General features: G+C 42.4%; 27 protein-coding genes. 6 read left to right on the top strand and 21 right to left on the bottom strand.

Features of this window, described 5'->3' with window-relative positions; translation table 11 throughout:
* Positions 1 to 7 precede the first annotated feature (7 nt).
* Positions 8 to 403 carry a prepilin-type N-terminal cleavage/methylation domain-containing protein gene (locus tag P9L93_04670; GenBank protein ID MDP8230381.1) on the bottom strand — a complete coding sequence of 132 codons (396 nt, stop codon included), beginning with the start codon at positions 401 to 403 and terminating at the stop codon, positions 8 to 10.
* A gap of 98 nt (positions 404 to 501) precedes the next feature.
* Here P9L93_04670 and P9L93_04665 point away from each other — a divergent pair, with 98 nt between their 5' ends.
* The 6 genes from P9L93_04665 to P9L93_04640 all read left to right on the top strand — a co-directional run bounded on the left by P9L93_04665 (position 502) and on the right by P9L93_04640 (position 7,685).
* Positions 502 to 954 carry a prepilin-type N-terminal cleavage/methylation domain-containing protein gene (locus P9L93_04665; GenBank protein ID MDP8230380.1) on the top strand — a complete coding sequence of 151 codons (453 nt, stop codon included), beginning with the start codon at positions 502 to 504 and terminating at the stop codon, positions 952 to 954.
* Positions 951 to 1,484, top strand: a complete 534-nt coding sequence (locus P9L93_04660; GenBank protein MDP8230379.1) for a prepilin-type N-terminal cleavage/methylation domain-containing protein — start codon at positions 951 to 953, stop codon at positions 1,482 to 1,484. Before P9L93_04665 ends, P9L93_04660 begins: the two co-directional genes overlap by 4 nt.
* Positions 1,481 to 2,377, top strand: a complete 897-nt coding sequence (locus P9L93_04655; GenBank protein ID MDP8230378.1) for a hypothetical protein — start codon at positions 1,481 to 1,483, stop codon at positions 2,375 to 2,377. Before P9L93_04660 ends, P9L93_04655 begins: the two co-directional genes overlap by 4 nt.
* Before the next feature lie 124 nt (positions 2,378 to 2,501).
* Positions 2,502 to 2,933, top strand: coding sequence for a MarR family winged helix-turn-helix transcriptional regulator (locus P9L93_04650; GenBank protein ID MDP8230377.1), 432 nt, complete (start codon positions 2,502 to 2,504; stop codon positions 2,931 to 2,933).
* Complete coding sequence (locus tag P9L93_04645) at positions 2,930 to 4,396, top strand: TolC family protein (GenBank protein MDP8230376.1); 1,467 nt, start codon at positions 2,930 to 2,932, stop codon at positions 4,394 to 4,396. The genes P9L93_04650 and P9L93_04645 overlap by 4 nt, the downstream gene beginning before the upstream one ends.
* A gap of 151 nt (positions 4,397 to 4,547) precedes the next feature.
* Positions 4,548 to 7,685 (top strand): efflux RND transporter permease subunit, encoded by a 3,138-nt coding sequence (locus P9L93_04640; GenBank protein ID MDP8230375.1) that lies wholly within the window; start codon positions 4,548 to 4,550, stop codon positions 7,683 to 7,685.
* Between the two features lie 27 nt (positions 7,686 to 7,712).
* Here P9L93_04640 and P9L93_04635 read toward each other — a convergent pair whose 3' ends face one another.
* From P9L93_04635 to P9L93_04540, 20 genes are all read right to left on the bottom strand, one after another.
* Positions 7,713 to 8,114, bottom strand: a complete 402-nt coding sequence (locus tag P9L93_04635) for a bifunctional nuclease family protein (GenBank protein ID MDP8230374.1) — start codon at positions 8,112 to 8,114, stop codon at positions 7,713 to 7,715.
* Between the two features lie 17 nt (positions 8,115 to 8,131).
* Positions 8,132 to 8,593 carry a hydrogenase 3 maturation endopeptidase HyCI gene (locus P9L93_04630; protein ID MDP8230373.1) on the bottom strand — a complete coding sequence of 154 codons (462 nt, stop codon included), beginning with the start codon at positions 8,591 to 8,593 and terminating at the stop codon, positions 8,132 to 8,134.
* Positions 8,563 to 9,165 (bottom strand): 4Fe-4S dicluster domain-containing protein, encoded by a 603-nt coding sequence (locus P9L93_04625; protein ID MDP8230372.1) that lies wholly within the window; start codon positions 9,163 to 9,165, stop codon positions 8,563 to 8,565. The genes P9L93_04630 and P9L93_04625 overlap by 31 nt, the downstream gene beginning before the upstream one ends.
* Before the next feature lie 135 nt (positions 9,166 to 9,300).
* Entirely contained in the window at positions 9,301 to 9,627 is a 327-nt protein-coding gene (gene mnhG, locus P9L93_04620; GenBank protein ID MDP8230371.1) for a monovalent cation/H(+) antiporter subunit G, read from the bottom strand.
* Positions 9,620 to 9,994 (bottom strand): cation:proton antiporter, encoded by a 375-nt coding sequence (locus P9L93_04615; GenBank protein ID MDP8230370.1) that lies wholly within the window; start codon positions 9,992 to 9,994, stop codon positions 9,620 to 9,622. Before P9L93_04615 ends, mnhG begins: the two co-directional genes overlap by 8 nt.
* Positions 9,994 to 10,488, bottom strand: a complete 495-nt coding sequence (locus P9L93_04610; protein MDP8230369.1) for a Na+/H+ antiporter subunit E — start codon at positions 10,486 to 10,488, stop codon at positions 9,994 to 9,996. Before P9L93_04610 ends, P9L93_04615 begins: the two co-directional genes overlap by 1 nt.
* Complete coding sequence (locus tag P9L93_04605) at positions 10,488 to 11,987, bottom strand: monovalent cation/H+ antiporter subunit D family protein (GenBank protein ID MDP8230368.1); 1,500 nt, start codon at positions 11,985 to 11,987, stop codon at positions 10,488 to 10,490. The genes P9L93_04610 and P9L93_04605 overlap by 1 nt, the downstream gene beginning before the upstream one ends.
* A gap of 2 nt (positions 11,988 to 11,989) precedes the next feature.
* Entirely contained in the window at positions 11,990 to 12,328 is a 339-nt protein-coding gene (locus P9L93_04600) for a sodium:proton antiporter (protein MDP8230367.1), read from the bottom strand.
* Positions 12,325 to 12,777, bottom strand: a complete 453-nt coding sequence (locus P9L93_04595) for an MnhB domain-containing protein (protein MDP8230366.1) — start codon at positions 12,775 to 12,777, stop codon at positions 12,325 to 12,327. Before P9L93_04595 ends, P9L93_04600 begins: the two co-directional genes overlap by 4 nt.
* Position 12,778: 1 nt before the next feature.
* Positions 12,779 to 13,297 (bottom strand): DUF4040 domain-containing protein, encoded by a 519-nt coding sequence (locus tag P9L93_04590; GenBank protein ID MDP8230365.1) that lies wholly within the window; start codon positions 13,295 to 13,297, stop codon positions 12,779 to 12,781.
* Between the two features lie 6 nt (positions 13,298 to 13,303).
* Complete coding sequence (locus P9L93_04585) at positions 13,304 to 15,106, bottom strand: proton-conducting transporter membrane subunit (GenBank protein ID MDP8230364.1); 1,803 nt, start codon at positions 15,104 to 15,106, stop codon at positions 13,304 to 13,306.
* A complete protein-coding gene (locus P9L93_04580; protein MDP8230363.1) occupies positions 15,103 to 16,281 on the bottom strand; it encodes a nickel-dependent hydrogenase large subunit in 1,179 nt (392 codons plus the stop codon). The genes P9L93_04585 and P9L93_04580 overlap by 4 nt, the downstream gene beginning before the upstream one ends.
* Positions 16,282 to 16,716, bottom strand: a complete 435-nt coding sequence (locus P9L93_04575; GenBank protein MDP8230362.1) for an NADH-quinone oxidoreductase subunit C — start codon at positions 16,714 to 16,716, stop codon at positions 16,282 to 16,284. It lies immediately after the preceding gene.
* Complete coding sequence (gene nuoB, locus P9L93_04570; protein MDP8230361.1) at positions 16,713 to 17,141, bottom strand: NADH-quinone oxidoreductase subunit NuoB; 429 nt, start codon at positions 17,139 to 17,141, stop codon at positions 16,713 to 16,715. Before nuoB ends, P9L93_04575 begins: the two co-directional genes overlap by 4 nt.
* A 1-nt stretch (position 17,142) precedes the next feature.
* Positions 17,143 to 18,045 (bottom strand): NADH-quinone oxidoreductase subunit H, encoded by a 903-nt coding sequence (locus P9L93_04565; protein MDP8230360.1) that lies wholly within the window; start codon positions 18,043 to 18,045, stop codon positions 17,143 to 17,145.
* Positions 18,045 to 18,527 carry a 4Fe-4S binding protein gene (locus tag P9L93_04560; protein ID MDP8230359.1) on the bottom strand — a complete coding sequence of 161 codons (483 nt, stop codon included), beginning with the start codon at positions 18,525 to 18,527 and terminating at the stop codon, positions 18,045 to 18,047. The genes P9L93_04565 and P9L93_04560 overlap by 1 nt, the downstream gene beginning before the upstream one ends.
* Before the next feature lie 72 nt (positions 18,528 to 18,599).
* Positions 18,600 to 19,424: an FAD/NAD(P)-binding protein gene (locus tag P9L93_04555; GenBank protein ID MDP8230358.1), complete on the bottom strand. Its 825-nt coding sequence runs from the start codon at positions 19,422 to 19,424 to the stop codon at positions 18,600 to 18,602.
* Positions 19,421 to 20,392 (bottom strand): 4Fe-4S dicluster domain-containing protein, encoded by a 972-nt coding sequence (locus P9L93_04550; GenBank protein ID MDP8230357.1) that lies wholly within the window; start codon positions 20,390 to 20,392, stop codon positions 19,421 to 19,423. The genes P9L93_04555 and P9L93_04550 overlap by 4 nt, the downstream gene beginning before the upstream one ends.
* Positions 20,393 to 20,559: 167 nt before the next feature.
* The gene (locus P9L93_04545) at positions 20,560 to 22,440 is read right to left on the bottom strand and encodes a hypothetical protein (GenBank protein ID MDP8230356.1); all 1,881 of its coding nucleotides are present in this window, start codon (positions 22,438 to 22,440) and stop codon (positions 20,560 to 20,562) included.
* Positions 22,441 to 22,591: 151 nt separating this feature from the next.
* Positions 22,592 to 22,999, bottom strand: coding sequence for an NIL domain-containing protein (locus P9L93_04540; protein ID MDP8230355.1), 408 nt, complete (start codon positions 22,997 to 22,999; stop codon positions 22,592 to 22,594).
* Positions 23,000 to 23,054: the final 55 nt, after the last annotated feature.

Below are 23,054 nucleotides of genomic sequence, written 5' to 3'. Positions count from 1 at the left end.
AAGACACCTATATATACGAAGTAATGGTGGACTCCAGGACCTCAGTAATCGCACCATGATAATCATTCCACGTAACAGTTATAATGATCTTGTACCCCTCTGTAATAGCCAGGATCTGCGTGATCATTGTGCCGTCGATGTCATCAGCTACAGCAGCGCTCGGACCCCTATCGATCTTAACTGTCTGAGTTAAAGGATAATTTGGAAGCAGGATATTTTCATAAGAGGCGCTTCGTAGATTTTCTATCTCAGCCTGGGCTACGTTCATCGCCATTACCTTGTGTCTCGCGATCGCTGACTGAATGCCACCCAGAGAATAGAGCCTCATCATGCCCACCAGCATAAAGGCAACGATAAATATGCTAATGATTACCTCAATTAGAGTAATACCCCTGTTTCTCATATCGCTCCTCACATACAACCTCTACTATAAGTATACCACTAAAAACAACCGCTATCAATCTGTGCCCTTGCAATTTTTAATAATGTAAAGTAAACTATATGAAGATGAGAAGGAATGGTTTTACATTACTCGAATTAATGATCACAGCTGCTATATTGGTTGTATCTATAACAGGGCTTTTAGCGCTATTCGTAGGCCTTGCTTCCCTTAATCAAAATTCGAAAAACACCACACTAGCCATGACAGCATGTCAGGATAAAATGGAAGAGATCCGGGATTCGGATTTCAGCACCCTGTATGCCAATTATAATGGTACTAATTTTAATCCAGCTGGCTTTCCTGTGGCTGACGCAGAAGGCGCTATATCCATAGACAATACAGATCCAGACCTTTTAGAGGTATGCGTAGCTATTTCATGGCGAGAACGCTCGAATAGAATAATAGGTGAGGATATAGATCTAAATGGTGCGCTGGGCGGAGGCGAAGATTTGAACGGAGACGGCCGGCTCTCTTCACCTGCTGAAATCGTAACACTAATAGGAGAAAGATGATCTTAAAAAAGCCTGCGGGCCTTTCATTGATAGAATTGATTATAGTCGTATTCTTATTCTCGATTATGATAGGCGCGATATTTATGCTCTTAGGAACAGCTAGAAGCTGCTGGAAATCAGGTGGATCTCAGCTTAGTGTGCAACAGGATGCGCGAAGGGGTTTAAATACCATGACTAAAGAGCTGCGGCAGGCAAGGCTTTCTACTATCTCTGGCGTACCTGCTGATGGAACAACCTACAGCTCCATAACATTCCAGATCCCTCAATCGATCTCCGCGGCTGGCACTACATGGTCTACTAATATACAATACACCGTCGGTGGTTTAAACAGCTCTCAGCTACTCAGGACACAAGATGCAACTCAAAGAGTCTTAGCAAATAACATCTCGTCACTCGATCTTAGCCGAAATGCCCCAACTCCAGATATAATAAATGTTACACTTGGTGTACAAAAAAATACTTTTCCCGGATTTAGCACTATTCAGACAACCTTAACTAATACCACAGAAGTAAAGGTAAGAAATCCATGATACGGACACGCTTTATTAAAAACAATAGAGGCATGATACTCATTGCTTCATACATGGTCATTACTGTGCTTGTGATACTCACTGTAGGTTTTGCCAGCAGGAGCATTGGTGAACAAAGAGTAGCATCTAAAGAAAGAGATTCTATGCAGGCCTTTTGGCTGGCAGAAGCAGGACTGGACAAGGCGATCTCAGATCTTTCGACTGCTTCTTTCTCTGCTACCCTGGGCTCAGGGAGCTACTCGACTCAAACAAGCTCTGTTTCATCGACCAGATACCTGGTAGTCTCTACAGGTGGTGTGCCAGATACAGATACTACAGACCCTAATAATATAGTACGCACAATAAGGGCGATAGTGGAACAATCGGCTCTTGCAGGGCCATCTGGGGTCACCTCAGCTATTACTGCAAATGGTGATGTGGTTGTAAGGGGCAGCGCTGAGATCAACGGTGATATAGACGAAAATTACGTATTTGACTTTGAAGAAATCTTTGGGATCTCAAAAGAAACAATGGAAGATAGCGCCAATAATTCTTACGTAGACCCTCCCAACAATGTAACGCCTGTAAGTAATATTACATGGGTGGACATAGACTCTCTGGAAGATTTCCGCATAACAGACAACAATTGGACAGGAAACGGCATCCTGGTAGTAAACGGAGACGCTAAAATAACAGGCGGCCACTTTGAGGGGATCATCTGGATAATAGGGTCATTATGGATAAGCGGCGACCCTGTAATAGACGGGGCTATATTCGTAGAAAGCGGCACTGAATTTGATACCACTGTAACAGGTAATCCTACTGTAAATTTCGACGGAGACGATGTACTATCTGCCTTTGACTACCTCCCAAGCGACCTCCCTCCATCCCTTATATCCTGGAAAGAAGACTAAAAATAGACCTTGACAGATTTAGTTTGATGTGCTAATATTTAGTTAGGCGAACTAAATTTGTTCGCCTCAGGCGAACAAATTTATCCCGAGCGAAGTCGAGGGATATATTACAAAGGAGGCCGCCATGGCTACAGTAGACCAGATAGCCCATGAAATCTCAACCTTGATCCCAAAGCTCATGAGAACAGTGCAGACCAGTTCTTTATTCAAGCTTAACATCTCAAGCGCGCAGATAATAATCCTTGTAACCATACAGGCCCATGGCCAGTGCAAGACCAAGACCGTAGCCAAGGAACGCAACATCTCTCCTCCTACTGCGACAGGCCTTATAGACAGATTAGTCAGATCAGGCTATGTAAAGAGGAGCCCCGATCCAGAGGACAGGCGCGTGGTCATGGTATCTCTTACAAAAAAGGGTGAGAATATAGTAAAGACTCACATGGGTGCTATCCGGGATGTATGGAAAAAGATACTCGTGCGCCTGACAGCTGAAGAGCAAAAACAATATCTTCATATACTAAAGAAAATCTCCAGCACTACAGGAAATACAAAATGAAAAGACTTTTAGTTTTCTCAATAATAATAAATCTGGCCCTTCTCCCGTCTGGCGCAGCGCTATCTCAGACAGAAAAAGCAAATAATACTTTTTTGATCTCTATCGAAGATGTCAGATTGATCGCTATAAGCAATAATCTGGAAATAAAACTCGCGCAGCTCGACTCAAAGATAAAAGGCACTGATCTGGGCTATAAAGAAGCAGTGTTCGATACGATCTTAAATGGAGAAATAGGGTACACCAATGACCAGAGAAAATCCGCGTCGTCCCTTGCCGGCACAAAAAGCATAACGAATGATTATAATATAGGTATTGATAAAAAACTCTCTAGCGGCACTGACGTTGAAATAGATTTTACAAATAGCCGAGAATGGTCAGATTCAGCCTATGTCTCTACAAATCCCTACCATGAATCACAGATAGAGATCGGCGTGACCCAGCCAATAGCAAAGAACTTTTTTGGCCTGATCGACCGCGGCAATATAGAGATCGTAAAATGGGAGATCAAAAATGCTGAGCTCGATTCATACATAAAGATCGAAAATGCTATTATTGACGCTGAAAAGGCCTACTGGAAGCTCGCGCTCGCAACAGAAGGATTCAGGATAAAAAAAGAGATGCTGAAAAAGGCGATTCGTCTTTTTAATCAATATCGCAGAAAGCTAAAGATCGGCCTTGTTGAAACAGGAGATGTACTCGCCAGTGAAGCAAATATGCATGTAAGGAAAAGTGAGCTGCTCCTGGCTTCAAATGAACTAAAGACAGCTGAGGAACTATTAAGGGTACACCTAAATATGAAAAATGATCTAAGGCTCTTCCCTGTTGATGATCTGCAAGGCAGAGAAATTAATGCTGACTTTACTGAAAGCCTTAATGCTGCCTTTGAAAATAGGCGCGATTATATTTCCAAGAAAAATGACATAGAAGCAAAAAAAGTAAAACTCCGGATGAAAAAAAATTCCCTGTTTCCTGAGATAGACATGAAGGCCACCTTTGCGACCAATGGCATTGATTCCAGATATTCCAGGGCGCTTGAAGATGTATATGAAGATTCAAATCCTAAGTATTACGTGGGCATAGAATTTAAATATCCTCTTGAAAATAATGAGGCTGAGAGCGAGCATGAAAAGGCAACGCTGGAAAAGACAAAGGCAATTATTAATCTACAAAAGACAGAGCGCCAGGTCATTTCAGACGTCGACGAGAAATTCAGGAATCTATCCGTAAATAAGATCAACATGTCCAGGATGCAGCGCGTTGAAAATCTCCAGCGAGGAAAATTATCTCAGGAGGAAAAGCGATTCAAATACGGCCGTTCCAGCTCAGATACGCTTATACGATACCAGGAGGATGCCCTGAACGCGAGCCTCACGACAAAGAAAGCCTATTTTGATTACCGCGTCGCCATACTGGAACTGATGGATGCTGAGGACAGTTTTCTGAAACGTATAGGGTTTGAGTAATAAGGGTGAGATTGGGGGTGGGTTATGAGTTGTGAGTCGAGTTATGAGTTGTGAGTAGTGAGTAAAAACACACAACCCACCCACACAACCCGACCCACAACTCATAACACACCCTCACAACACACAACCGATACTAACTAAGGAAGGAACCATGAGTCTACCGCGTTTTAGTGTCAACCAGTCATTATTTGTTAATCTTGTCTCAGTCCTTATAATCATATTCGGGCTCATAGTGGTAGTGGGCATGAATAGAGAGGTATTCCCGAATGTGGATTTTGACATTGTAAGCATCACTACCGCATACCCTGGCGCCACACCTCTTGATGTTGAAAAACTCATCACTGTGCCTATTGAAAAAGAACTCAAAGAGGTCGATGGCATAAAAGAGATAAAGTCATCCTCATCCGCAGGCGCGTCATTTATAAATGTAAAGTTAGATCCTGATGAACGCGATAAGAAAAAGGTCGTGAGCGACATACAGACTGCTGTAGACCGTGTAAAAAACCTGCCTAAAGACATCTACCAGGACCCTGTAGTGACTGAGATAAGCAGCAAGCAATACCCTGTAATAGAGGTGTCGCTCTCAGGAGACATGAGTGAGAAAAAGCTGCAATACTATAGCGATGGCCTGGAGGATCTGCTGGAGGACATAAAAGGCGTTGCTAAGATACGCGAATCTGGTTACCGCGACAGAGAAATACAGGTCCATGTCGATCCTGAAAAAATGCGCGAGAGATATGTCTCGTTCGACGAGATCTCGCAAGCCCTTGCCTCCAGAAACATCAGCGTGCCTGCAGGCGAGATCAATACAGAAAACACGGAGTACAGCATCAGGACTACTGGAGAATTTTCTACAGCCAAAGAGGTTGAAAATATAATCATCAGGGCCAATGACGCTGGAAACTGGCTCAGGATAAAAGACATCGCGGAGGTAAAGGATTCCTTTAAGAAAGAAGATATAATAAATAAGACGCTTGGCACGCGTTCGATAAATCTTATTGTAATGAAAAAACAATCCGGCGATGCCATAAGTATTGTGAATGAAGTTAAAAAAGTATGTGACCAATACCTTGAAAACTGCCCGGACGCGCTTAAGATCTCGTATGTAAATGATTATTCATTCTTTGCCAGAAGACGGCTTAATGTCCTGAAAAATAATGGCTGGGCGAGTTTTATCCTCGTGGTGCTTTCTGTATTGCTTTTCTTACAGTACCGCGTTGCATTCATGACAGTCTTAGGCATACCTATATCATTCTTAGCGACATTTGTGGTCATGAACATGATGGGCATTACTATAAATCTAATAAGCATGTTCGGCCTTATTATAGTGCTTGGTATGCTGGTCGACGACGGGATCATAGTCGCTGAAAATGTGTATCGCTACATGGAACAGGGCGTGAAACCTCGTGAAGCAGCTGTCAGGGGCTCTGAAGAGGTCATGGGCGCGGTCACTGCGGCAGTACTGACCACTGTAGCCGCGTTCTGTCCCCTTTTATTCATGACAGGCATCATAGGAAAGTTCATACGGAATATCCCGACTGTACTTATCATAGCGCTTTTAGCCTCACTCGGAGAAGCGCTCATAATACTGCCGAGCCACCTGGCGGATTTTGTAAAGATAAAATATGACGCTGGCGGAAGGCCTACCAATATAGCAAAAGATATGCCATGGTTTAAAAGACTTGTGAGATTTTATACAAAAATGGTCAATGCGGCGATAAAAAGAAAATATAAAGTCCTTGCGGGCTTTACAATAGTGTTACTGGTATGCGGTTTTCTCGCTTTCAGCGTCTTAAAGTTCGTCCTCTTCCCTTCTTCTGGAATAAATTACTTTTTTGTAAGAGGAGAGGCGCCCATAGGCACACCTTTACAGAAGACGAATGAACTCATCCTTCCAGTCGAGGAAATAGTCTCGCAGCTTCCTTTAGAAGAATTGGATACATTTGTGACATCTGTTGGCGCAATAGCAGAGGACAGGCATGATCCATTCGCTGGACAGTCAAGTCATTTGGTACAGGTAGCTGTCTATCTTACAGCTGAACAGGATAGAAAAAGATCTGTTGAAGAAATAATAGAAGACGTGCGTCAGAAGGCAAAAGACATCAGGGGATTTGAAGACCTTAGATTCGATAAGCCTGAATCCGGCCCACCTGTTGGCAAGGCAGTCGAGGCCAAGATCAGGGGCGAGGATTTCGAGAAACTTGACATAATAGCCGCGGAATACATGGATCACTTAAACACAATAGATGGCACGACTGATGTGACATGGGATCACAAACCAGGCAAGGAAGAAATCCTTGTAAAGGTTGATAATGCTAAGGCCAGCCTCGCAGGCCTTAGCGTAGCGCAGATAGCCAAAACAGTACGCGCGGTGTTTGAAGGAAGCATTGCCACTAAGATAAAACCAGTAAAGGCGGAAGAGGAAACAGATGTCATTGTGATGTTCCCGGAAAAACTTTCAAGGAATATGAATGTCTTTGAAGATATCCTGATACGCAATAGTTTCGGCAATCTCATACCTCTTAAAAATGTAGCAGACATTAAAAAAGTGCCTGGAACCACGACCATCCATCATCTCGACGGAAAACGCGTGGTAACTGCGTCGGCAAATGTGGATAGGAATAAGATAACGTCCCTCAAGGTCAACGCCCTGCTGGAGAAAAAATTTAAGGCCCTATCGCAGCGCCACATAGGATACTCTGTCAAATATAGCGGCGAGAAAGAAGAGACCATGAATTCCTTAAAGAGCCTTTTAAAAGCATTCTTCTATGCCTTTCTCATTATATACCTGATCCTGGCGTCTTTCTTTAAATCCATTGTCCAGCCTTTCATTGTAATGCTCGCGATACCATTCGGGCTCATAGGTGTGGTAATCGCCTTTCTCCTGCATGGAATGCCATTCTCATTCATGGCAATATTGGGCATAGTAGGGCTAAATGGCATTGTGGTAAACGACTCGATCGTGCTTGTGAATTTTATCAATAAATTACGGCGGCAGGGCATAAACAGGCATGATTCAATAATAAAGGCTGGTCAAATGAGGATCAGGCCAGTACTTCTCACCACCATCACAACAGCTGGAGGCCTCTCAACTGTTGCCTATGGCATAGGCGGAAAAGATCCGTTCCTGGTACCAATGGCACTCTCCATATGCTGGGGCATAACTTTTGCGACTGTGCTCACGCTCATCGTGATCCCCTGCATCTATTCTATTGTAGATGATTTATCCTTGAAGATAACAAAAAAGCCAAGCTTAATCCGCCTGGCCAAGGTAGGCAATGGAAAGTAGTATTACCGAGGTTAGGCCTCGGCAATACTAAGCTGCTGAAATCTTATCTAGAACAGACTCCTCTACAAAAATCGGTGCTTTTACGCGGACAGATAGGGCAATGCTGTCGCTGGGCCTTGCGTCTACCTCTTCAAACCTGCCATTTACCTGCAGGACTAACTTTGCGAAAAAGGTGTTCTCTTCCAGCCTTGTAATAACTATCTTGCTGATCTTAGCGCCGAGCTGCTTTATAGTACTGCATAATAAATCATGCGTCATGGGCCTGGGTGGGGTCAAGCCGCTCACCTTCATCTTTATGGCAGCGACCTCCATTATGCCAATAACTATAGGTAAAAGCCTCTCCCCTGCTTTTTCTTTGAGAACAATGACCTGCTCGCCTCTATTCTCATCAATCCTGATTTTATTTAATTCCATCTCTATAGTGGCCATAGTACTTTTGATTATAACTAAGAGAGTATTTTTGTCAATTCTTTTATTGCCATTTTGGTCTCGTTACTCAAGCACTCGCCAAATTTATTTGATTTGGGCTTTACGCCTACCACATAGATATCAGCATTTGTCGAAGATTTAAGATATTCTATCAAAAGTTTAGGGGACACGTCATGCGTGGAGATCTTTCCTATGCGAAGGTCATCTCCTGAAAACAATTTTACCTCGCCTGGGTCACCTTCAAACTGTATTGCATCCACTAAAACTATTGTATCTGGTTTTGATCTTGTTATGACGCCAGTATAATTTTCTGGAGTAACGCCCACATCCATAACTTCATGGGGGGTTTTTCCTTTTATGGCATCAGCAAGATACGGACCAATACCATCGTCTCCACGGTCTCTATTGCCGATACAGACTATGGCGACTTTACCTTTTAAAATATCTCTTATGTGTTTAATGTGATTTCTCTTCTGCACTTTGGACAAAGTGTTTTTATGCGGTCCTGGCGAGTTAGTTCATCTGATTTTTCAACCTTAAGATATGCCAATTTTAGATCCTTTAATGCGGATAAATATGAGGTAGGGCTTGAGTACGCAAGAGGACCGAGTCTTTTCGCGACCCAAATCAAGTGCTCTTTTGCTCCCACTGTACAGCCGCAGCCTTCGCACAGCACCAGTTCTTTTTCAACAGAATTCACTGCCTCACTTCTGTCAAATACTGACAGATCATCTAACTTATTCGTCTGTTTGATTCCTTCTTTAGTGATGCACGCGACCTGACACTGACCGCAAAATATGCAGCTTTCATAACGCACTGTAAGCTTTCTCTTGGGCGGATCAGAATTTACATCGTCTTCCATCTTTATGCAACCTGTAGTACAAACTTCAGCACATGCTCCGCAGCCAACGCACTCGTCATCGTTATAGACAGGTTGACCCCTGTATCGTTCTGGCGGCACATGCGGCTTAAAAGGAAACTTCGACGTATATGGCCCCTGAATCAATGCCTTAATCGCTTCAATTAACTCTCGTATCTTAGGATATCGCATAATATATAAATCCCAATATCAAATACTACCAATACTACCAAATAAATCCCAATTTCAAAATCCCAAACATATATTGGGATTTGGGATTTTGGATTTATTTGGGATTTGGTAGTATTTGGATTTTGGATTTTTCATTTAGTTCCCATCCTCCGCGTATCTATCTACCACGCTCTTCTCCCACAGCTTCACGCCTGCTTTATGCGCGGCTCGTGCCAATGCATGAGCAGACACTGGAGAAGTGAGTATCAAAAACGCCATACATAAAAGCGCTTTCATGCCAGCTGCTACAAAACCATGGATAAGAAAAGCGCCGAACAATATGCTGCACGTCCCTAAGGTTATGCACTTAGTAGATGCCTGCAGACGATTATACACATCCGGCAGCCTCACAAGGCCCAAACACCCAATAAAATCAAAGAAAACCCCAATAGATATGAATACTAACCCGATTATATTAATCATCGAATGATTTTCCTTCTAAAAATTTCGCCAGGGCAAGTGTAGCTATAAAACTCTGCAGCGCCCACGCGATCGCTATATCAATATACCAGCTTCTGCCAGTAGCAATACCCATGATAGCGCAAAATCCGACTATCAAGACACCCAGCATATCAATGGTAACAGCCCTATCCGCAGAAGTCGGCCCTCTCAGTATACGATACAGGCACAATATGCACGCGAATAGAAGGATGTAAAACGTCCTTTGCAAAAATCCTATAAAAGGCATGTCCTGAGAAAAAAGAATAGGGTATGGCTTGAATAAAATTACAGACATCACTGCCAAAATAAAAATAAGGCCAACAATATAACGCGTCCTACTCTTTTTCATTATTCAAATACCCTCTTTAAAATACTCTCGAACCTCTCAACTATTGCCTTGGTCGCCCTCTCGATATCCTTATGCTTTACCTCTATCCAGTGCACGTACAAATAACCAGCTTCCCTATCTATATCCACGGTCAACGTTCCAGGCGTAAGTGTAATAGAATTTGCCAAAAATGTAAGAGCAGCGTCTGACTTAAGCTCGGTCTTGACCTTGACTATGCCAGGATGAATAGGTAAGTCAGGATGAAGAACCCTATAGGCCACATCAATATTGGCCTTAAAACATTCCCAGATAAAAACAGGCACATAATATAAGAACCAGATATAGCGCGTACCGTGCGTAACCAGGTGAGGCCTTCTTATGAAAAGATCCCCTGTCATAAACGCGACAAATCCTGACGCCAGGACACCTATAATTAAATGCTGCCAACTAGGTATCCATGTAAGCAGCGTCCACGCAATAAGTCCCAATACGAATAATATGATTCTACTCAACATTATTTTATCGCTCCAAAAACAGCTGTAATATAATCCTGTCCAGCCAACACTGTGTCCCTTGCCACATTAAGAAAATCCCCGGAAAGAGCCGGCAATAAAAGCACTCCTCCAAACAAACAGATAACTGCCAGGGCGATCATGGAAACCTTCATAAAAAACGGCACTTCTTTTACCTGGCTCAGCTTCTCTTTTAACTCTCCAAAAAATCCATATCTCTGCACCTTCATAAATGAAGACAGTGTCAGGATACTTGCCAGAACAGCCCAGAATGCATACGCAAAATGCTGCGCCTCTATACACGCGACAATAATAATGAGCTTGCTCCAGAATCCATTAAAAGGCGGAATCCCTGAGATAGACATGGACGCTATGAGTGAAGTAGCTCCTGTAACAGGCATCTTTTCCTTTAACCCACCCATTTTCTGCAGATCCCTTGTGCCTGTCGCGTATTCAACTGCCCCGGAATTCAAAAATAAAAGTGACTTAAACACCGAGTGATTAAATAAATGAAATAATCCTCCCAGTATTCCAAGCGGTGTTCCCAGTCCGATCCCCAAAACCACATACCCGATCTGGCTTATAGAATGATACGCCAGGAGCCTTTTCATGTCCCATTGTCCAAGCGCCAGAAACACGCCAAAGATCATGGATAGCGCCCCCAACACCATTAATGCAGCTGAGATCTCAGGGGTAATACCTATTACACTAAAGAAAATCCTCACCATTGCGTAGACGCCGAGTGACTTAATGAGCACGCCTGAGAGCATTGCGGAAATAGGGGCTGGCGCAGACGGATGCGCGTCAGGAAGCCATGCGTGAAAAGGAACAAGCGCTGATTTAAGACCAAAGCCCATCAAGAACAACACGCTAACCAGTAAAACTACGCGCGTAGAGCCTCCCTCAAACAATGCCATGGACATATCAGCCATATTCAAAGTAGAGGTAACGCTATATAAAAATACAATGCCTAACAATATAAAGGTAGACGCCAGGGTACCCATAACCGCGTATTTAAATGATGCCTCGAGCTCTTCGTGCTCTGTTCCAAATGCCACAAGGGCATAGCTCGCGATAGCCGCGATCTCCAGGAACACGTAGAGATTAAACATGTCTCCGCTTATAATGACTCCGTTCATGCCTGCTATCATGAGTAAAAATAAACAATAGAAAAGCCACTTCTCAGTGTACTTCTTCATGTAATCTATTGAATAAATGCTTATTAAAAACGCGATCACATTGATCGTGACCAGCATGAATGCAGTAAGCCCGTCTATGACCATGGCAATGCCTACAGGCGGCAACCATCCACCTACCTTATAGACCATGACTCCATTCTCTTTAAATAAGACCACTGCCAATACTGAGATCACTGCCAGAGACAGTGTTGCCAGGGCTGAAAGCGCATCTGAAAATCCTTTTATCTTTTTTCCAATAAGGGAATTCACAAACGCTGCTGCAAGCGGTATCGCGACAAATAAAGGTATTATATTATGTGACATAACTAACCTTTTAACCTTCTGATCTTCGTAATATCAAAGGTCCTGTATTTCTCATACACCCTCATCGCGATAGCCGCGATAAGGGCAGTGACTGCGAGTCCAATGACTATAGAGGTCAGGACCAGTGCCTGCGGCAATGGATCCACCATGTTTAGTATTTCCTGATCAGGAGCATGTATAGGCGCGCGGCCATTCATCTTATAACCAACAAGTATAAAAAATAAATTTACAGCATACTCCATTATGGCGATGCCTATGATTATCTTTATAAGATTACGCTTCCTTAATATACAATATAGCCCGATGCAAAAAAGCACCAGACACAAAAAATAAACTGTCATTTCTCGCTATCCTCTCCAGGTATTTTCAAAAGCACAAGCGTAATGAATATAATAAAAAGTCCTGCCCCAACTTTAAAACATATTGCCACATTATATAAAGGAATGAGTCCTGAGCTAAAAAGCGTAAAAGGCTCACCCTTTGACAGAAAATTCAAAAAGAAATAACCGCTCGCGATACCGATAAGCGCAAGCGTTATAAATATTATCGCGCCAAGACTTTCAAAAAACGACGCAATGGCCTGGTTTACCTTTTTAAACGCAGTCTCTTTGCCAAATGCCAACATAATATGTATAAAGGAAAGCGCGATAATCACGCCTCCTGCAAATCCGCCTCCGGGGCTGAGGTGCCCATGACTGACAATATAAACGCCGAATAAGAGTATCAGACCCACTGTCAGGCGCGTAATCGTCTTTACTATTAAAGTCATACCCTTCTGGGGTTCTGTCATATTACTTCTTCCTTCCGACCTTACGTATAACTGCCAGGACTCCGATCACAGCTGTAAAAAGAATAGTTGCCTCACCCAAAGTATCATAGGCCCTGTAATCCAGGACTACTGCTGTTACCAGGTTCGCGGCGCCTGTTTCTCTCAGGCCTTCTGTTATAAATCTCTGCGAGATCTTCATGATGGGCTCGCCAAATCCTGGTAGATCCTTCATGCAATAATAACCAAATCCCAGGAATACGATCAGAAATAAAAATGTCACAAAGGTATTAAAAAACCAGCGTCCGGATGTAGAAAACGGAAGGTCTTTTCTGATCGTGGCCCTTATGAGTATTATTATGACCAGGATCTCTACCACGAGCTGCGCGATCGCAAGGTCAGGCGCCTTAAGTATTAAAAAGGCGAGCGAGAGTCCAAGGCCTACAGTACCTACTGCAATAACTGAGGACAAAAGATCCTTAGACTTTACAGCGATCATCGCGGCTATTATCATAAATATTAAAAGTATCTGTAACTCAAGCATTGTTTTCTACCTTACTATTGTAAACAAAAACACTATGACGCCCAACAGGCACCACACCAGATATGTTGGAAGCACGCCATTGTGCAAAAACTTTAGTATACCTATGAAGAAAAATACAAGCTTCTTACCTTGTTCGTAAATATCAAATAATTTCCTCTCAGCCTTGGCGTAAATACCTTTTATAAAAGGAAGCTCTTTTATTGTATTATAAAACTCTGCGCCGGAAAGCCGCATATTGTCTTCAAGCTCTTCTCCGCCTATATAATGCCCTGTCTCTCTTACGCCTTTAAAATTGCCCAGGAGATATACTACAAGACCAACACCAAGACCTATGAGTAGGAATAAAGTAGCCTGCGAAGACGGCCATGACCCTATAAAGTTTAAATTTGCAGATACAGCAGGGATTATTAAATATTTTAAAGGAATAGCATAGGCAAATACTCCGAACACTATGCAAAAACCTGCGAGAATCACTGGCGGCAACCACATAGTCCAAGAAACTTCGTTCCGTTGCCCGTTGGCCCGTTGGCCCGTTGGCCCGTTTTTGGATTTACCTAAGAAGATTGCGTGTATTAGCTTGATAAAGGACGCAAGCGTGAGGCCGCTGCCAAACATCGCAGCTACTATGCAGAATATCCACAGCACTCCGCCTGATTTACCCTTCTCTATCAAGCCCTGATACACCATCCACTTTGACATAAAGCCATTAAATGGCGGTACGCCTGATATAGACAGACTGGCTATAAGAAAACCAAGAAATGTCAGAGGCATTATCTTTGCCAGTCCGCCTAAAGAATCCAAATCTGAAGTGTTTGTTTTATGCTGGACATTGCCTCCGCTAAAAAATAAGCACGACTTGTATATAGTATTGTTCAACATATGAAAAAGCCCGCCGGCAATACCTATTGGATTACCAGTGCCAAGGCCAAGTATCATGTAGCCGACCTGACTCACCGCGTGATAACCAAGAAGTCTCTTAAAATCGTGCTGCACGAGCGCCATCATTACTGCTGCGATTATTGTAATTGCCCCTACTGCCATAAGAAGCGCGTAAGTGAAACTATTCAATATAAAAACATTCAATACTAACCTTGCTAACAGGTATATGCCAAGCAATTTATCGAGTGATGCAGGTAAAAATGCAGCTACTGGCACAGGCGCCTCTTTTGCCGTATCAGGCACCCATGTATGAAATGGCATTGCGCCTGCCTTTGCAAGCGCGCCAATAGCTATTAATAAAAATGCCCAGAATGAAAGCGGGGTATCTATGGCTATCTTTGTAGTGCTCAGGGTCAGGTCTTTTGTGATGAGCCACATGATCGCAAAACCCAGTATCATAAGCGAATCTGTTCCGCCTATTATAATAAAGGTCTTCTTGCTGATGTTCGCGGCGCGAGGCCCAGCCACATTGATCAGCATATAAAGCGTAAAGCCAAGAAAACCCCATGCCACAATAAGAAGCACAATGTTATTCGAGACTGCCGCGAGTATGGAAAATCCTATGGTCCACATTGTATTCGCATAATACGAACGAAATTCTTTGTATGAGGCCATGAAGCGCAATGAATATAGGGTTACAAGCGCGCCGAAAAGCCCTATTGCCAGCACAATAAACCTTGAGAGATTATCCACGTACAAAATATCGCTCTGGATCGGAGCGCTCATAAATATCTTTACGCACGCGACCAATAGATATATAGAGGTAACAAGACTAAACCCCTCTGCCACTTTCCTGAGCTTTTTTGGCACAAGAAGAATAAAAGCACCTGCTAATATAGAGATTAAAATTGGCTGTAATAGTAATTTCATTTTCTTTGCATTCTCGCGGTTTTTTCCTGCGAAAGCCTGATCAGGTCCTGGCCATCCATAAGTTTCTTTCCGCTCTTATAATCTACTACTGCCATTCGCTCTGTACAGCAGTAGCATGGATCAACTGCCGCAAGGATTATCGTGGCATCTGAAATCGTATGGCCAACTACTGCCTTTTTATTCGATGCAATATTCATAAAGCTCGGGGCTCTCACCTTATGCCGGGCAGGACTATTCCCACCGTCAGACATAATATAATGAAACACTTCACCTCTTGGCGCCTCATACCTGCCAATACCCTCTCCAACCGGCATATCTTTTATATTAAGGTCTATTGGTCCTTTTGGCATATTATCCAGGCACTGTATTATAATATTCGCGGATTCATAAAGCTCTAATATTCTGACAACTGCTTTTGCGAATACGCCCCCGCCTTCCTGTGTAATAAGTTTCCATTCAACCCTGTCGTATGCGCCGCTCGGATCATCTTTTCTTACATCAATCGCAACCCCAGAGGCCCTGGCTGTAGGCCCAACAACAGCATAATCATGCGCGTCCTGTTTAGTCAATACCCCTATCCCTTCTGTCCGGGCCCGTATCACAGGATCGTCCATCACAGCGCCTTTAAACATATCGAATTTAGGGATCAGACTCTTCAATGTCTTTTTTATCCACGGAAAATCTTCTTCGTGCATGTCCCGCCTGACACCGCCTGGCTTAAACATTGCGTAATGATTGCGGTTTCCTGAAATTTTCTCAAATATATCCAGCACTGGCTCTCTATATCTCCATGCCCACATCCAAACAGTATTATATCCTAAAAAGTGTCCTGCCAGTCCGAGCCACAAAAGATGCGAATGTATCCTTTCAAGCTCTCCTATTATACTGCGAATATAAAGCGCCCTTTCAGGAACTGTGACGCCCAAAAGATCATCTATCGCATTAGTATACGCAAAAGGATGAGATGTAGAACAGATACCGCAAATCCTCTCAATCAGAAATGTCACCTGGTCATAGGTCTTAGATTCAGATATTTTTTCAATGAGTCGAAGATTATAGCCGATCTCTATGTCTATATCCACTACAGTCTCACCATCAACATGCAGCCTGAAAAACTCCGGCTCTTCCTGCAGCGGATGATATGGTCCAATCGGGATGATCTTTCTCTCTGCCATCTATTGATCCCTTCTTAACGGATAATTTCCTTCTGGCCAATCGTCTTTCAAAAGCAAATGCTTTAGATTCGGATGACCCTTAAAATTTACGCCTAAAAGTTCATGTATTTCTCTTTCGATCCACTCTGCGCATTTCATTATAGAGGTAAGGCTGTCTATTTCGAGATTGGACTTATCCAGAATAACCCTTAGCGTAACAATAAGCCCTATCTCATCAACTGAAAAGTGATAGAGCATCTCAATTGCTGATCTTGTATCCACGCCGCTTGCTGTTGAGAACCTGGCCTTTACGTCATTGAACAGGTATCTCGCTATCTTGGGCAAGATCTCTTTTTTTATAGTTATATAGACACGCCTCTCAGACCTGTCATTGAAATCCAACATGTCTTTTCCTGAGCGCACCTTTATATTTTCGATAATTTGTTGTTTTTTCATTTCTTATCCGTAAGTTTCTTGATTAATTTCACAATGCCCATTATCATTGCCTCTGGTTTTGGCGGGCAGCCAGGTATATAAATATTAATTGGGAGAAGCGAATCCACAGGATTAGGCGTAACTGGCCCTTTTGCAAAAATTCCCTGGCCGCAAGCACAAGCTCCTATAGCTATTACTACGCATGGCTTTGTTGCCTGTTCATAAACTCTTTTCACGCGTTCAACTGCCTTTAAACTTAAAGAACCTGTAACCAGAATAGCATCCGCGTGCTTTATGCTTCCGACAAGCATTATCCCAAACCTTTCTACGTCGTATCGAGGCGTCAATAGATCCAGGATCTCGATATCACAATTGTTACAGCTTCCACCTACGCAAAGATGATATACCCAGATAGATTTTGTTAATGCCTTTAATTTTAAACTCATCTTACATCCCCAGTACCGCTAATAAAACTGCGACTGCGGCAAGCATTGTCATCTTGCCCCAAAAAAATCTCACTGCCTGATCGATCCGCACCCTTGGATTTGTATTCCTCATCAAGACTATTATTACCAGCAGCACCACGTATTTCCAGATGCTGAATCCGCCCCAGAATATGGTTGATAAAAATACAGGTAGCGCCACCATCATCATTGTCTTTGTAAGTTTAAAGATCGCGAGCAGCATGCCTGAATATTCTATGTACACGCCTCCCATTATCTCTGTCTCTGCCTCGCCCATATCAAATGGCACAAGGCCCAGCTTTGCCTGCATGCAGAATATTGCTACGAGAAGCGCGAGTATGCCTGAGGCATTTGAGACAAATGCGCCATTTATGCCCTGGTATGCGATTAATTCTGATAATTTAATAAGTCCGCTGCTCTTTATTATAGGAACAAGTAGGGTTAAGATAAAAGGTAACTCATATGCCAGGACGAGCTTGACTTCTCTTGACGCGCCCACAGCTGCCAGGGGATTTCCGCTGGAAGATGCGCCTAATATAAGCGCTATTGCCGGTAATGTCAAGAGATAGAGTATCACTATGATGTCCCCTCTAAAACCAGCCGCGCTTAAATTTATATTGGGCAGCCATATAAATGTAGAGGCCAATATCGCGGCGCTAAGACCTACAAGCGGCGCCATGAAAAACACTGGCTTTGAGGCATCTCTCGGAACAGTTATCTCTTTTATGCTTAATTTTACAAGGTCCATGAACGGCTGGTACCATGGCGGCCCTACTCTCCACTGCACGCGCGCAGTTACCTTGCGATCGATCCAGCTTGCCACCAGGCCTACTACAGCTGTAAACAAAAATCCAGGGAATATTAAAAAATTAAATAAAAGTCTCATTATGGATGAAGTTTCTTCCATGCCTTGGCATGGACTGCTATGTTTTTACCTATTAGATATATGTCGTCTTTTTCTGATTCCTTTACCTCTATAAATTTCACAGCGTCTTTAATAGAACATGTCTTTGCGCAAACAGGCTCTTCCTTATCAAGTCTATCTATGCACGCATCGCACTGCGACATTATATAAGGTATAGTCTCAAGCGGTATTGTGCCAAAAGGGCAGGCAAGGCTGCATGACTTACATGAGATGCAGCGCATTGTGTAGCGCTTCACTGTGCCGTCTTCCTGCTTCTCGAGCGCTTCTTTTGGACATGCGTTGATGCATGGCGCCTCTTCGCACTTGCGGCAGACATGCAAAAACTGTCCTAGCTCGCGCAACCGCGTTACCCCATCATTTTCAGGATGGTAATAATAGCTGCACTCTGCCTTTGGCTTCTCACAGTTATATAATTTCTCAAGATCAATAAATAATCGCTTCATTTCATCTCTCAGAAAAAACCGAGGCTGGACCTCGGCAAAAAAAGCCGAGGTCCAGCCTCGGTTTTTTCTGTGCTAGTCCCAGATCTCGTGAATTTTGCTTATTTTGTCGTACCTAAACACAGGTCCGTCCTTACACACGTAAAAATTCCCAAGCCTGCAGTGTCCGCACTTGCCAAAGCCACAGCTCATGTTCTTTTCCATTGATAGATATATCTGATCCTCTTTATATCCGATCTCGATTAATTTAAACGTTGAAAACTTCATCATTATGGGCGGGCCGCACACTATTGCCACGCTATTCTTAAGATCGATCTTTAGATCATTAAGCGTGGTTGTCACAAGGCCAACATCACCCTTCCACTTATCATCACCCTTATCAACAGTTACCCTGAAATTGACATTCTTATCTATCTTCTGCCATTTATCAAGTACACACTCCTTATATATAATGTCATCTGGTGTCTTTGAGCCGCAGCAGAATGTTATGCTTTTGTATTTCTTAAGGTCATGCACGAGCGCTAGGAATAGCGCGCGCAGAGGTGCCAGTCCTACTCCACCGCCCACGAGTAATACATCTTTCCCTTCATATTCATTGAGCGGGTATTCGTTTCCGTAAGGTCCGCGAAGACCTACTAGATCACCTTTTTTAAGCTCATGTACCTTATCTGTAACCTTTCCCACCTTCATTATGCTGATCTCCATCTTGCTCTTCTCGTATGGCGAAGATGAAGGTGTAAAAGGCGCCTCGCCTAATCCAGGTATGGTCATCTCCACGAACTGGCCTGCCTTAAAGTGCATTGGCTTCTCAGGCTTCATCCTAACTGTCTTTATAGTAGGAGAATCCTGGATAACATCTAAAACTTCAGCTTTTATAGGTACATATGGATTATCTATCATGATAACTTGCTCAAAACCTCTCGAATGTCAATCTTCCCAGCGCAGGCCTCAGTGCATCTGCCGCAGCCTGTACAGCCGAATTTGCCGATTACATCTGGAAAGAAATTAAACTTCTTATCAAAGCGATTCCGCAAACGAGATGCCAGAAGTTTTCTCGGGTTCGCGCCGCCCGCTACCCTGGAAAAAGACATTAAAAGACATGAATCCCACATCCTCAGCCTCTCAAAGCCCTCGCCCACCTTCTGATCCTTTAATACAAAGCAGTGGCACGCAGGGCAAATCACATTGCACGCACCGCACTCAACGCATGTCTTTGCAGTTTCTTCCCATAAGTCTGAATCAAACTTCTTCTTGAAAAGCTCTTGGATTAACTCCTTTGAAGGTATGGCCTTGGCCTTTACATGTGCTTCCAGCTCTAGCTTTAGCTTTTTTCTTGCCGCTTCTTTTTTATCAATATATAGATCCGCGGACTGAAAAAGCTTGGAATAATCCTTTATCAGTTTCTGGCCCTTATCAGAGCCTATTTCTACTACATATCCACTACCAACCTCTGAAAGATTTATATCAAAGTCCTCGGTGGGATATGGCAATAGCCCTAATGAAACGCAAAAACAGGTCTCACCGAATGATGTGCAGTCGCTGGAGATAATCAGGCCTTCCTGTCTCCTTGCAACATAAAAAGGATCCTTAAAAGAATCCTGCATGTAGACATAGTCCATTACCTTTAAGGAAGCAAGGTCACACGCCTTTGCGCCCATTATGGCAACTGGTCTTGATTTTTTATCTGAGGTCTTTTCAGAAAAGTATTCTGATACCTTTGTCCTAGCAGGAAAAAAGAAACTCTTTATACTCTGTACAGGCCGTATCTCTCCTATACACGCGCCCTCAAGCCCTTTATCTCTGACCTTCTTATAGTACCTGTTCTCTCCTTCTTTTACAGGTACATACACCCTATAGGTTTTCGACAAAGACCTGGCAAGTCTATCAAGGTTGGGCCGATTAATGAAATACTTATCCAACGAAACTACCTTTCAACGGGACTTTGTGAAAAAAATCACAAACTCAGGACAAAATAAAAAGTAACTATGTAAACTATAATACAACCGCTGAATTGTGTCAAGGGAAAAATTTTCAGCTATAAATTAGTACTGATTAGAATAGCCTTTAATAGATCATCTATGGATTTGAAATGACCTGCTGGCACAGAGTCTATATCACTCCATAAAAAGGGATAAACATTAGATTCCTTAGCAATAATAATGCCTTCTGGGGTAGAAAATACTCTCGCCTTACTTTTTCTTTCAATTATCTTCACTCTTTTATCTTCTTGTGCCCTAAAAAGAGTTGGATGATTATCTTCAGAGCAATTATATATCAACTCTTTTAGTTCATTTCTGGTAATTCCTGATCTATTATTTTCATATATAAGAAAAATCACTTGAGGGTTTTTTAGCTTCAGATTATCAACTTCATCTAAAAAATGCTTTAGATGAAAACCTCCCATACTAAGATGAGTAAATGACATTACAATCTTATCTTCACTCTCACCTTTAACAATAGCTACCCCGCAACCGCCAAGAGCAATTCCTGACCCCATAACATCGTTTTCTTTAACATCTTTATTAATAACAAATTTTCCTGGAGCTATATCACAAATAAGAAACTTTCCTTTTTCAAAGAAAACTAAATTCGGAAACTTTGCCACTCCTGCTACATAAGCAGTAAAACATTCAATATCTATTCCACTATAATCGGGTGCCTCTATTGCATATCCCCAAAGAGTCGTTCTGCACTCTTGCTCAGAAGGATATAGCGTGGCTACCTCGATAAGCTTTCTTCTATATGCCTGTTTTATGTCCTCAACTATATAACTTTTTATAGAAGCTGGTTTTATCTCAGTTAACAGGGTTTTTATAATCCTAAGATTCTCTAAAAAACGATCTCTATCAGTATGAATTACAGACACTACAAAGTTAAAGGAATTGTCTTCTTCTGTTAAGCCTAATATATCTTTTGTTATTTGTTCAACATTGTCTTTTTTAAACCTATCTTCTATATTATCTTCCAATTTTCTTATTACGCTTTGAGTCTGCTCGGCTTTATTGAATATATCTTTCTTATTTAAATTCAAAAGTGACTGCAGTATATCTCCGAATACTGCCTTGTAAACTCTTGCGACTTGCATATCTATATTATCAGCCTCTTTTTCTTTAATAAAAACCTTATCACTTATCAAAGCAATGTTTTCTATTATTGCATCATATAATGCAGGTTTGACTTTTACAGTTTGCCCTTGCATTTTCATTCTGTAATAATAAGCTAGAAATTTATAAGTCTTTTCTGGCTCAATGTTAGCTTCTAACATAGTTTCTGCAGCAGTTAAGACTTTTTCTGTGGGTGATTTTATATCCTCCAGTAACTGTAAATATACATCGTTTTTTTCAACAACCCTTCTGATTTTTTGTTCCAAATTGCCTACTGTTTCATTTTCTATTAAATTACCAAAATGCATTAATGGCTTTCCTAATCTATCATCTAAATCATAATCCACTGTAAACTTAAAATAGCCATTACCATCGAGATCAACAAAATATTTCACGGAGTCATATTCATCCTTAAGAATGCTTTGAAATCTCTCAAGATAAATCTTTCTCATCTTCCTATACTCATCAAACATATCTTGCGCTAAGGTTCGAGCCTTGGCTGGATCTTTATTTTTATCTTTGCTCTCAGCCCACTCTTTTAAACTCTTTTTTATATCTAAAAATTTAGAATTTTCAATAACAATCTTCATTTCGTTGGCTAGTGTCTGAAGTAGTTCAAAAGCCTGAACAACCCTCTCTTCCCTGCTGAGCTGCAGCTCCATAGCATCCTTTAATTTACCATTTGCCACTGCTCTTCCCACTTCTACTCTTAAAGAATAAGCTGCTGGATAAGCAGCATTAGACATAAAAAATCCCACAGCCATAATAAGTAACACTATTTTCACATTGTAACCTTTTCCAAACTTACTCATAATCTCCTCACAAAAATAGCCTTTTCCTAAGGCTAACTACTTTACCAATATAATTATACCCTATAACCCATCTATATGCAAGGTAAATGACTGGGGACGTCTTGGGGTGGGGTAAGTATATGGAAATATTAGAGTTACAGGCCTTGTGATTCTAAAAATGCAGCTCCATGGCCCTGGGAGGGCAGGCTTTGATGCAGAGTTCACAGGCTATGCATTTTTCGCTGTAGAACTCGACCTTGCGGGTCTTTGGGTCTATTACGAGTGCCTCTGTGGGGCATATTGGGACGCATGCGCCGCAGTGAGTGCATTTCTTGTCATTGCGCTTTATGTCTTTGGAAAGCGGCTGGACTGATACGCCAATGGACTTTGCATATGCCACAGCTTTGTCAAACTTCTTGTCGTCACCACTAAGCTCGAGCACCAAAAGTCCTTGTTCATTCGGAGTTACATATGCCTTTAATATGTTGAATTCCAGGCCATAGTCCTTCACCATCCTATACACTATAGGCTGATCCAATAATCTATGTGGAAACTTTAACACAATTCGCCTGGAAACCATTGTCGCCTCCTACAATTGTCATTGCGTAATAGTAGGCCAGGTTTAAACCTGGCCT

The organism is Candidatus Gorgyraea atricola (assembly GCA_030765235.1).
Lineage (GTDB): Bacteria > Omnitrophota > Gorgyraeia > Gorgyraeales > Gorgyraeaceae > Gorgyraea > Gorgyraea atricola.
Note: the sequence above shows the minus strand (reverse complement) of the source record. Positions and strands in the feature narration are given on the sequence as shown.